This window comes from Salinarimonas soli (assembly GCF_008386575.1).
Taxonomy (GTDB): Bacteria; Pseudomonadota; Alphaproteobacteria; order Rhizobiales; family Beijerinckiaceae; genus Salinarimonas_A; species Salinarimonas_A soli.
Genome location: NZ_VUOA01000072.1, coordinates 1 through 9,504, shown reverse-complemented (window position 1 = coordinate 9,504; position 9,504 = coordinate 1). Strand labels below are relative to the sequence as shown.

The 9,504-nt window shown below is 72.0% G+C and carries 10 protein-coding genes and 1 other RNA gene; 2 read left to right on the top strand and 9 right to left on the bottom strand.

Going from position 1 to position 9,504, the window contains the following annotated elements; all coding sequences use genetic code 11:
• Positions 1-69: 69 nt before the first annotated feature.
• The 6 genes from F0L46_RS25240 to ffs all read right to left on the bottom strand — a co-directional run bounded on the left by F0L46_RS25240 (position 70) and on the right by ffs (position 4,620).
• Complete coding sequence (locus F0L46_RS25240) at positions 70-951, bottom strand: C40 family peptidase (protein WP_149822378.1); 882 nt, start codon at positions 949-951, stop codon at positions 70-72.
• Complete coding sequence (locus F0L46_RS25235; RefSeq protein WP_149822377.1) at positions 948-1,298, bottom strand: MarR family transcriptional regulator; 351 nt, start codon at positions 1,296-1,298, stop codon at positions 948-950. Before F0L46_RS25235 ends, F0L46_RS25240 begins: the two co-directional genes overlap by 4 nt.
• A 71-nt stretch (positions 1,299-1,369) precedes the next feature.
• Positions 1,370-2,011 carry a GDSL-type esterase/lipase family protein gene (locus F0L46_RS25230; RefSeq protein ID WP_149822376.1) on the bottom strand — a complete coding sequence of 214 codons (642 nt, stop codon included), beginning with the start codon at positions 2,009-2,011 and terminating at the stop codon, positions 1,370-1,372.
• Positions 2,012-2,027: 16 nt separating this feature from the next.
• On the bottom strand, positions 2,028-2,348 hold the full coding sequence (locus F0L46_RS25225) for a YbaB/EbfC family nucleoid-associated protein (protein ID WP_149822375.1): 321 nt from the start codon (positions 2,346-2,348) through the stop codon (positions 2,028-2,030).
• A 62-nt stretch (positions 2,349-2,410) separates the two neighbouring features.
• Entirely contained in the window at positions 2,411-4,255 is a 1,845-nt protein-coding gene (locus tag F0L46_RS25220; RefSeq protein ID WP_149822374.1) for a DNA polymerase III subunit gamma/tau, read from the bottom strand.
• A gap of 268 nt (positions 4,256-4,523) precedes the next feature.
• An RNA gene (ffs, locus tag F0L46_RS25215) (signal recognition particle sRNA small type) lies at positions 4,524-4,620 on the bottom strand.
• A gap of 81 nt (positions 4,621-4,701) precedes the next feature.
• Between ffs and F0L46_RS25210 the strand changes: the two genes are divergently transcribed.
• Complete coding sequence (locus F0L46_RS25210; protein ID WP_149822373.1) at positions 4,702-5,112, top strand: HIT domain-containing protein; 411 nt, start codon at positions 4,702-4,704, stop codon at positions 5,110-5,112.
• Between the two features lie 3 nt (positions 5,113-5,115).
• Positions 5,116-6,033: an NAD(+) diphosphatase gene (gene nudC, locus F0L46_RS25205; protein ID WP_149822372.1), complete on the top strand. Its 918-nt coding sequence runs from the start codon at positions 5,116-5,118 to the stop codon at positions 6,031-6,033.
• A gap of 160 nt (positions 6,034-6,193) precedes the next feature.
• Here nudC and F0L46_RS25200 read toward each other — a convergent pair whose 3' ends face one another.
• The 3 genes from F0L46_RS25200 to F0L46_RS25190 form a co-directional block, all read right to left on the bottom strand.
• A complete protein-coding gene (locus tag F0L46_RS25200) occupies positions 6,194-7,048 on the bottom strand; it encodes a prephenate dehydratase (protein WP_149822371.1) in 855 nt (284 codons plus the stop codon).
• Positions 7,045-7,785: a 3-deoxy-manno-octulosonate cytidylyltransferase gene (locus F0L46_RS25195; RefSeq protein ID WP_149822370.1), complete on the bottom strand. Its 741-nt coding sequence runs from the start codon at positions 7,783-7,785 to the stop codon at positions 7,045-7,047. The genes F0L46_RS25200 and F0L46_RS25195 overlap by 4 nt, the downstream gene beginning before the upstream one ends.
• Before the next feature lie 202 nt (positions 7,786-7,987).
• Positions 7,988-9,358 (bottom strand): glutamate--cysteine ligase, encoded by a 1,371-nt coding sequence (locus F0L46_RS25190; RefSeq protein ID WP_149822369.1) that lies wholly within the window; start codon positions 9,356-9,358, stop codon positions 7,988-7,990.
• Between the last annotated feature and the right edge of the window lie 146 nt (positions 9,359-9,504).

Below are 9,504 nucleotides of genomic sequence, written 5' to 3'. Positions count from 1 at the left end.
CGAGGCCCTGCTGCGCAGGGCGCCTCAGCATGAGGGGGCTGGAGACCGCTGGACCAGCGTCGTACCCCCTCACCCCCGGCCCCTCTCCCCATGGGAGAGGGGGGGCAGCCGCCGCACCCCGGTGATCCCGCCATAGCCGTTCCCTGCGATCCGGTCGCGCACGTCGGCGAGCGGCTCCAGCGTCACCCGCATATGGTGCCCGTTGGCGTGGAGCAGGTGCTTGGGGTCGCTCATCACCCCCACATGCCCCTTCCAGAACACGAGGTCGCCCCGGCGCAGGCCCGCCAGGTCGTCGCCGACGGGGACCGGCGTGCCGAGCTCGCGCTCCTGCATGTCGCTGTCGCGGGGCGCCATGATGCCCGCCGCCTGGAGCGAGACCTGGATCAGGCCGGAGCAGTCGAGGCCGAGGCTCGTCTTGCCGCCCCACAGATAGGGCGTGTGCAGGAAGCGCTCGGCGACCGCCACGAAATCGGGCTCGGCGGCATCGAGCGGGGCGAGATGGCGGGCGAAGACGAAGAGGCCGGAGGGCAGGCGGGCATAGTCGCCCTCCTCGCCTGTCACCGCCACGGCCGCGCCGAGCGACAGGTGGCCGGCCTGGGGCAGCTTCAGGCTCGGGCCCGGATAGAGGAAGGTGCGGATCGCCGCGACCCGGTGAGTGGGCTCGGGCGCGCTCCCGTCGAGGGCGTCCGACGACATGTAGCCCACATAGCCGTCGCGCTCGAGCTGCACCCAGGCGAAGCCCTCGTGCTCGTCGAACGCCCGCACCGCCTCGCCCATGAGCGCCTCGGTGTCGTAGCCGACGTCGGGCGCCGGCGTCCGGCGCAAGGGGGCGGCGGGGGCCGACACCCGCATCGGGGTGCCGGGCACGTAGCGCTCGGCCGTCACGCTGGCGCGCAGGCGCTCGTCGGCGAGGTCGGCCCGCGCGGGGGTGAGGCGGCGGTCGAAGGTCATCGGGGTACGGTCCTTGCTTTGGCGACCACGAGGTCGCCCAGGCGTTCCACGGCGAGCGCGCCCTTCACGGTGCGCTGCACGATCACGTTGCGCCGGTCGCTCTCGTCGCGGCGCCGGGCCACGAGCTCCATCCGGCCGAGCGTGTCGAGCGCGCGGGTGATCACGGGCTTCGTGACGCCGAGCCGGCCCGCGAGCCCCCGCACGGTGTGGGGCGGCGTATCGAGATAGATGGTCAGAAGGATGGCGATCTGCCGCGCCGACAGGTCGGGCTCCCCGTCCCGCACGAGGTCGAGATGGATGTCGTGCCACAGGCGCAGGGCCTGGAGGGGGCGCAGCTCGACGGCCATCGATTTCCCGTATCCGGCCCGTTCGTTCCGGTTCCGGTATAATGGGCCGGCGTAAAGAATTCGCAACCGCCTCAGGCCTGAAGCGCCGCCTGCCAGGACGGCCAGGCCGCGACGTGGCGCGCCGCCGCGTCATAGCCGCTGCCATCGGGGTGGAGGCCGTCGCTTCGGCCGACTGCCGCCATCCAGTCGGCATCGGTGGCGAGCCGGGCGTGGAAGTCGAGATACGGGACCCCGAGGCGCCCCGCGATGCCCGCGAAGGCGGCGCTCATCTCGGCGAGCCTACGATTGTCGTAGCTGAGATCGACGCCCAGGAGCCGCGAGTGGACGGGCATGCGGGCTTCGTCCACCGCCGTAGGCCCGATCCACAGCGTCGGACGCCAGGCGGCGGCCTCGGCGATGACGGCCTCGGCATTGCGCAGGGTCTCGTCGAGGGGCGTGCGGAGCGTGCCGTCGGGGAGCGCGGCGGCATCGTTGTTGCCGAAGGACATGACCAGAAGCCCGTCCGCGGTGTCGGGCAGGCGCGCGGCGCATTCGCGGCGCCAGCGCCCGGCGATCATCCCGGTGGAATGGCCGCGGACGCCGAGATTGTAGGCGAGGAACGGCCGGCCCGCCTGCGCCTCGATCCGGCGCAGGCGGCCGGCCCAGCCCAGGCCCTCGGGGTCGCCCATCCCTTCCGTCGTGCTCGCGCCGACGAAGCAGGCGACCTTGGCCATCACCGGCACCGCTCGCCTAGAACAGCTTCAACCCCGGCGGCAGCGGCAGGCCCTTGGTCACCTCCGCCATCCGCTCCTGCATGGTGCGCTCGGCCTTCTGGCGGGCGTCGTTCACGGCGGCGACGACGAGGTCCTCGAGAATCTCCTTCTCGTCGGCGTTCATGAGCGAGGCGTCGATCGACACGCTCTTCATCTGGCCCTTGGCCGTCATGACGAGGGTCACGGCGCCGCCGCCGGCGGTGCCCTGGACCTCCACGTTATCGAGCTCGGCCTGCATCTCGGCCATCTTGGCCTGCATGGCCTGGGCCTGCTTCATGATGCCCATGATGTCCTTCATCGCGTCGCCTCTTTTGCGTGGCGAGCCGGACCGCGGCTCGCGCGTCGTGGGTTTCAGGTGCGTCAGAAGTCGAGGTCGTCGTCGGCCTCGGTCTCCAGGGCGGCGGGGGCGTCATCGCCGAGGATTGCCGCCTCGGGCGCGGTCTCGTCCGCCGCCGCTTCGTCGGCCCGCTGGCGCACGTCGACGATCTGGGCGCCGGGGAAGCGCGTGAGCACCGCCTGGACCAGGGGATGGCTCGCGGCGTTCGATTTGAGCTCCCGCTCGGCGGCCGCGGCCTGCTCGCGCAGGGTGGGCTGCCCGGCTTCGGACGAGAGCGCCACCATCCAGCGCCGGCCCGTCCATTCGGTGAGGCAGCGCGCGAGATCGCCCGCGAGGTTGCGGTTGCCGCCCTCGGCCAGCGCGAACTCGATCTGCCCGTCCTCGAAGCGCACGAGCCGCACGTCGCGCTCAAGCGCCGCCTTCATCCGGATGTCGCGCCGCTCGCCCGCCAGGGCCACCACGTCCTCGAAGCGGCGAAGCCGCATCTCGGGCACGGCGGCCGGCTGGGGCCGGGGCGCCGCGGGTGCGGGCTGGGGCTGCGAGGTGGCGAGGACCGGCCGGCTCGCGAGCGCCGTGGCGCCGTTGGAGCGGGGCGGGGAGGGGGTGGAGGGCGAACCCGAGGGGAGCGGCCCGCCGTCCTTCAGCATGCGCAACGCCTCGTCGGGCGTGGGCAGGTCGGCCGCGTAGGCGAGGCGCACGAGCGCCATCTCGGCCGCCGCCACTGGCCGCGAGGCGGCTTGAACCTCCGGGACCGCCTTGAGCAGGATCTGCCAGGCGCGCGACAGCGTGCGCACCGAGAGCCCCTGCGCGAAGGCCATGCCGCGCTGGCGCTCGATCTCGGTGAGCGAGGCGTCCTGCCCCGCGTCCGGCACGAGCTTGAGGCGGGTGACGAGATGGGTGAAGCCCGCGAGCTCCTGCATCACGGCGGCAGGATCCGCGCCCGCGTCGTACTGCCCGCGAAGCCCCGCGAAGGCGGCCGGCACGTCGCCGCGCATCACCGCCTCGAACAGGTCGACCACCTGCGCCCGGTCGGCGAGGCCGAGCATGTCGCGCACCGTGTCGAGTCCGACGCGCCCCGCGCCGTGCGCGATCGCCTGGTCGAGAAGCGAGAGCGAATCGCGCACGGAGCCCTCGGCGGCGCGCGCGATGGCGGAGAGCGCCTCCGGCTCCGCCGTCACGCTCTCCATCCCGCAGATCCGGTTCAGGTGCTCCACGAGCACCCCCGCCTCGACCCGGCGCAGGTCGAAGCGCTGGCAGCGCGACAGGATCGTGACGGGGACCTTGTGGATCTCGGTGGTGGCGAAGACGAACTTCGCGTGCGGCGGCGGCTCCTCCAGGGTTTTCAGGAAGGCGTTGAACGCCCCCGTGGAGAGCATGTGGACCTCGTCCACGATGTAGACCTTGTAGCGCGCTGAGACGGGGGCGTAGCGCACCGCGTCGTTGATCTGGCGCACGTTGTCGACGCCGTTGTTGGAGGCCGCATCGATCTCCATCACGTCGATGTGGCGGCCCTCGACGATGGCCTCGCAATGGAGGCCCATGTCGGGCATGTCGATGGTGGGCCCGCCGGTCCCGTCCCGGCGCTGGTAGTTGAGGCCGCGGGCCAGGATGCGGGCCGTGGTGGTCTTGCCCACGCCGCGCACGCCCGTCAGCATCCAGGCCTGGGGGATGCGCCCGGTCCGGAAGGCGTTGGACAGGGTGCGCACCATCGCCTCCTGCCCGATGAGATCGTCGAAGCTCCGCGGCCGGTACTTGCGCGCGAGCACGCGATATCCCGGGCCCGGCTCGGGCCTGGAGGGCGGGGGCGCGTCGAACCCGGCGAAGCCCGGCTCGTCGTCAGGGGGCAGGCCGCTCAGCTGATCGGTCATCGGGGCAATGTGACGGGTCGGGGCGCGGAATCAAGAGCGAAGGTTTTCGCGGAGCGGCTTCGCCGCGGCTTGTTGCGCTGGGTCCCGGATCGGCGCTCGCCTTCGGCTGCGCTTGTCCGGGAAAGCGGCGTCGAGGTTCTGGAGGCCCTTGCCGCCACCCTCGCCGCTGTCCTGGACAAGAGGAGCGCAGGCTTCAGCCGGAGCGGATCGCCGATCCGGGATCCAGCCCTTCACAGGGTGAGCCGCGCGGCGGCTCCGCATGTCGTGAGGTGGGAGGCTGGACAGAGACCCGCTCGGTCTCGTTAGGGCTGCTTCCTTCCGGACCTGACCCGGTTGGCGAGTGAAACGTCCCCCGCCAACCTCCCGGGCGCTATATGCGAGATGGGGACGGGAAAGGCAAGCGAGGCGGAGGTGGACGCCCGCCGCGCGGCCACTAATCTGCGCGGATGTCCTTCACCCTCGATTCGCGGCTTGCCGCCGACACGGTGCCGGTCGGCGATCTGCCGCTTTGCTCCGTCTTTCTCATGAACGACGCCCGCTTTCCCTGGCTCGTCCTGGTGCCGCGCCGGGAGGGGGTGAGCGAGCTGACCGACCTCGCGGAGGCGGACGCCGCGGCGCTCATGGACGAGATCCGGATCGCGACGCGGGTGATGCTGGCGCTCTCCAAACCCGACAAGGTGAATGTGGGCGCGCTCGGCAACATGGTGGCGCAGCTCCATGTCCACGTGGTCGGGCGCTTCCGGTCCGATCCCGCGTGGCCCGGGCCCGTCTGGGGCTTCGAGAGCCGCAAACCCTATCCCGACCATGCCCTCGCCGCGCTCAACGAGCGCGCAGGCGCCCTTTTCGCGGAGGCCTGAGCCATGCCCCGGCCGTTAGGCTTCATCCACAACCCCCTCGACCGGCAATCGGCGGAGCGCGCGAGCCTGCCGCTCGGGACGCTGAAGGCGGACCCCAACGCCCGCGCGGTGCTCATCGCCGGCGAGATCCCGATCTTCGCGCTCGATGATGCGGGCGCCGCCACGGCGCTCTTGCCCGTCGCCGCCCTGGAGCGGGCGGGGGCGCTGAAGGAGGAGGCGTTCCTCGGACTCCTTGAGGGGGCGCCCGTGCTCGCGGCGCTTGCCGCTCCCGAGGCGGCGGAGGGGTTCCGGGACGATCCGCGCTTCCTCGTCCAGGACCTGCGCTCGGTGGCGATCCAGGGCGTGGTCGGGCCGGACGAGCTCGGCATCCTGGCCGAGGCGAAGGCGCTGATGCACTGGCACGACCGGCACCGGTTCTGCGCCAATTGCGGCGCGCCCACCGCGCTCTCCTCCGGCGGCTTCCGGCGCGACTGCGCGGCCTGCGGCGTCCAGCACTTCCCCCGCACGGACCCCGTGGTGATCATGCTCATCGCGCGGGGCGACCGGATCCTGCTCGGCCGCCAGCCGCGCTTTCCGCCCGGCATGTTCTCGTGCCTCGCGGGCTTCGTGGAGCCCGGCGAGACGGTGGAAGCGGCGGTGCGGCGGGAGACCTTCGAGGAGGCGGGGGTGCGGGTCGGTGCCGTGCGCTACGCCGCCTCCCAGCCCTGGCCCTTCCCCATGTCCCTGATGATCGGCTGCATCGGGGAGGCGCTGACCGACGAGCTCGTCGTCGACGGCGAGGAGCTGGAGGAGGTGCGCTGGGTGCCCCGGGACGAGGTGGTGCTCATGATGGAGCGCCGGCACCCGGAGGGGATCACGGGGCCGAACTCCATCGCCATCGCGAACCATCTGGTGCGGGTCTGGCTGGAGGAGGCGAGCTGAGATCCCCCTCCCCCTTGCGGGGAGGGGTTAGGGGTGGGGGTCGGGACGCGAGAGGTCCCGGTCCAAGAAGGGCTGTACCGGCCTGCGTGCGCCCTTCCCGATGAAGAGCTCCGACTTTGCGACCCCCACCCCCAACCCCTCCCCGCAAGGGGGAGGGGAGTTATTCCGCCGCCTGCGTCATCGTCCGCCGGAACGGGTGGGCCGGGTAGACGCCGAGGACATCGATCTCGCGGGAGAAGAAGGCGAGCTCCTCCAGGGCGCGCTTCAGGGCGATGTCGTCGGGATGGCCGTCCACCTCGGCGTAGAACTGCGTCGCGACGAAGCGGCCGCCGAGCATGTAGGACTCGAGCTTCGTCATGTTGATGCCGTTGGTGGCGAAGCCCCCCATGGCCTTGTAGAGGGCGGCGGGCAGGTTGCGGACCTGGAACACGAAGCTCGTGACCAGGGGCTCCTCGGCGCGCGACGCCCAGCGCGGGGTCTTCGACAGGATGATGAAGCGCGTGGTATTGTCGGCCTCGTCGTGGACGTTCTCGGCGAGGATGTTCAGCCCGTAGACCCCCGCCGCGAGCCGGGGCGCGAGCGAGGCGCGGGTGAGGTCGCCCGATTCCGCCACCTCGCGGGCCGAGCCCGCCGTGTCGCCCGCCACCACCGCCTTGAGGCCGAGCCGGCGGATGATCTTGCGGCACTGGCCGAGCGCATGGACGTGGCTGTGCACGCTCCTCAGGCCTTCAAGCGTTGCGCCGGGCAGCGCCATGAGCTGGAAATGGATCGGCAGGAAGTGCTCGCCGATGATGTGCAGCCCCGAGGTCGGCAGCAGGTGGTGGATGTCGGCGACGCGGCCGGCGATCGAGTTCTCGATCGGGATCATGGCGAGCTCCGCCTCGCCGTCCTTCACCGCCGCGAAGGCGTCCTCGAAGGTGGGGCAGGGCAGGGGCTCGTAGCCCGGGCACGCCTCGTCGATGGCGATGTGCGAGTTGGCGCCGGGCTCGCCCTGGAACGAGATCTTTTTGGTCATGCGGGCCTCCGGGAGAGGATCGCGCGGGCGCGCTCCAGGTAATCGGGGGTATCGACGCCGAAGGGCACGTGGTCGACGACCGTCACGTCGATGCGCATCCCGTCCTCCAGGGCGCGCAGCTGCTCCAGCTTTTCCCGCCGCTCCAGGGGCGAGGGCGGCAGGCCGACGAAGCGGGCGAGCGCCCGGCGGCGGAAGGCGTAGAGGCCGACATGGTGGTAGAGCGGCCCCTCGCCATGGGGGGCGGTGGCACGGGTGAAGTAGAGGGCGCGCAGGCGCCCGGGGGTGATCTCGGAGCCCACCACCTTCACGACGTTCGGGTTGTCTCGCTCCTCCGGATCGGTGATCTCGCCCGCGAGCGTCGCGATCGACACGGCGGGGTCGGCGAGCGGCAGGATCGAGGCCGAGATGATGCGCGGGTCGATGGTGGGGAAGTCGCCCTGCACGTTCACGATCACGTTGTGGCGGCCTTCAGGGTCGAGGAGCTCGGCGGCTTCAAAGATGCGGTCGGAGCCCGAGGGGTGGTCGGCGCGGGTGAGCACGGCCCGCCCGCCCGCCGCCTCCACCGCAGCCGCGATCTCCGGCGCGTCGGTCGCCACCGCCACGGGCCCGATGCCCGCCTCGCAGGCGCGGCGCCAGACATGGACGATCATCGGCGCCCCCGCGATGTCCGCGAGGGGCTTGCCGGGCAGCCGCACGGCGGCCATGCGGGCGGGGATGAGGACGAGTGGGTCGGACATGCGGGCGCTCTAGCAGGCGCGCGCGGGGTTGTCACCGCGTTCCCCTCCCCCTTGCGGGGAGGGGTTAGGGGTGGGGGTCGGAAAGTCGGAGCTGGAGATCGGGAAGGGAGCACGCAGGCCGTTACAGCCGGGTTCTTCACGGACGGCGGGTGGCGTCCCGACCCCCACCCCCAGCCCCTCCCCGCAAGGGGGAGGAGGGCGCCTAGAACACGCACTCCCGGAACGCCGGCTCGACACTGCCGCCCCAGGGCCCGTGGAACCGGTCGAGCAGCACATGCGCCTGCGTCCGCCCGCTCTCCGCGATGGCGTCGAGCGGGTCGAGATACCCCGTCTCGTCGCGGCCCGCCTCGTCGCGCAGGCCCCGCGCCCGCAGGCCCTCGCGGGACAGGGCGAGCGTGTCGCGGGCGACATCACGGAGCGTGCGGCCGTGGATCGGCGTGTCGAGGGCAAGCCGGGGCACGTCGGCGCGCATCCGCTCGCGCTCCTCCGCGCTCCAGTCGCGCACGAGATCCCAGGCCGCGTCGAGGGCGGGGCCGTGATAGAGGAGCCCGACCCAGAAGGCGGAGAGCGCCGCGATCATGGCGGGCGGGCCCACATCCGCCCCGCGCATCTCGAGATAGCGCTTGAGCCGCACCTCGGGAAACACGGTGGAGACGTGGTTCGCCCAGTCCGAGCGGGTGGCGCGCTCGCCCGGCAGCGCCGCCAATCGTCCCGCGAGCAGGTCGCGGAAGCTCGCCCCGGCGACGTCGTGGTAGGTCTCGCCGCGCTTCACGAAATACATCGGCACGTCGAGCACCCAGTCGACATAGGCCTCGTAGCCGAAGCCCTCGGCGAAGGCCTCCGGGAACATGCCCGTGCGGTGGGGATCGGTGTCGCGCCAGATCTCGGAGCGCTGCGACAGGTTGCCGTTGGGCCGCCCGTCCGTGAAGGGCGAGTTGGCGAAGAGCGCGGTGGCGAGCGGCTGGAGGGCGAGCGACACCCGCAGCTTTCGCACCATGTCGGCCTCGGAGGCGAAGTCGAGGTTCACCTGCACGGTGGCGGTGCGCAGCATCATGTCGAGGCCCAAGCCGCCCACCTTCGGCATGTAGGCGCGCATGATGCGGTAGCGGCTCTTTGGCATCATCGGCGTCTGGGCGCGCGTCCAGAGCGGCGACATGCCGAGCGTCAGGAAACCCATGCCCAGCGGCTCAGCGGCGCGGCGGACGGACCTCAGATGCGCGTCGAGCTCGGCCGCGGTCTCGTGCAGGGTGGCGACGGGGGCGCCGGAGAGCTCGAACTGGCCTCCGGGCTCCAGCGAGATCGCCCCGCCGCCGCTCTCGTCGACGAGCCCGATGATGGCCTCGTGATCGTGGATCGGCGCCCAGCCGTCCTCCCGGCGCAGGTTCTCGAGCAGGGCCCGGATGCCGCGCTCGCCCTCGTACGGCACGGGCGAGGCGTCGGCGATGCGGAAGGGGACCTTCTCGTGCTCCGTGCCGAGCCGCCACTCGCCCGCCGGCTTCTCGCCTGCCGCCACCCAGGCGACCAATTCGTCGCGCGACTCGATCGGCGTCGAATCGGACACGTCCCGCGCCATGGGCAGCTTCCTCTCACAATATCGCGGCCGGGGCCGACCCTTCCGGAGCCGCGTTAGATAGGCCGGGCGCGAGCCGGCTGCAATCTGAGCCGTGCGTGCGGAAATGCAAGGGCGGCAGGGGCCTCCCCTCTCCCAAGGGGAGAGGG

What these genes read in the sequence shown, in the direction of transcription:
- F0L46_RS25240 (WP_149822378.1), bottom strand. Translation starts at nt 951, where the DNA reads ATGACCTTCGACCGCCGCCTCACCCCCGCGCGGGCCGACCTCGCCGAC.
- F0L46_RS25235 (WP_149822377.1), bottom strand. Translation starts at nt 1,298, where the DNA reads ATGGCCGTCGAGCTGCGCCCCCTCCAGGCCCTGCGCCTGTGGCACGAC.
- F0L46_RS25230 (WP_149822376.1), bottom strand. Translation starts at nt 2,011, where the DNA reads ATGGCCAAGGTCGCCTGCTTCGTCGGCGCGAGCACGACGGAAGGGATG.
- F0L46_RS25225 (WP_149822375.1), bottom strand. Translation starts at nt 2,348, where the DNA reads ATGAAGGACATCATGGGCATCATGAAGCAGGCCCAGGCCATGCAGGCC.
- F0L46_RS25220 (WP_149822374.1), bottom strand. Translation starts at nt 4,255, where the DNA reads ATGACCGATCAGCTGAGCGGCCTGCCCCCTGACGACGAGCCGGGCTTC.
- F0L46_RS25210 (WP_149822373.1), top strand. Translation starts at nt 4,702, where the DNA reads ATGTCCTTCACCCTCGATTCGCGGCTTGCCGCCGACACGGTGCCGGTC.
- nudC (WP_149822372.1), top strand. Translation starts at nt 5,116, where the DNA reads ATGCCCCGGCCGTTAGGCTTCATCCACAACCCCCTCGACCGGCAATCG.
- F0L46_RS25200 (WP_149822371.1), bottom strand. Translation starts at nt 7,048, where the DNA reads ATGACCAAAAAGATCTCGTTCCAGGGCGAGCCCGGCGCCAACTCGCAC.
- F0L46_RS25195 (WP_149822370.1), bottom strand. Translation starts at nt 7,785, where the DNA reads ATGTCCGACCCACTCGTCCTCATCCCCGCCCGCATGGCCGCCGTGCGG.
- F0L46_RS25190 (WP_149822369.1), bottom strand. Translation starts at nt 9,358, where the DNA reads ATGGCGCGGGACGTGTCCGATTCGACGCCGATCGAGTCGCGCGACGAA.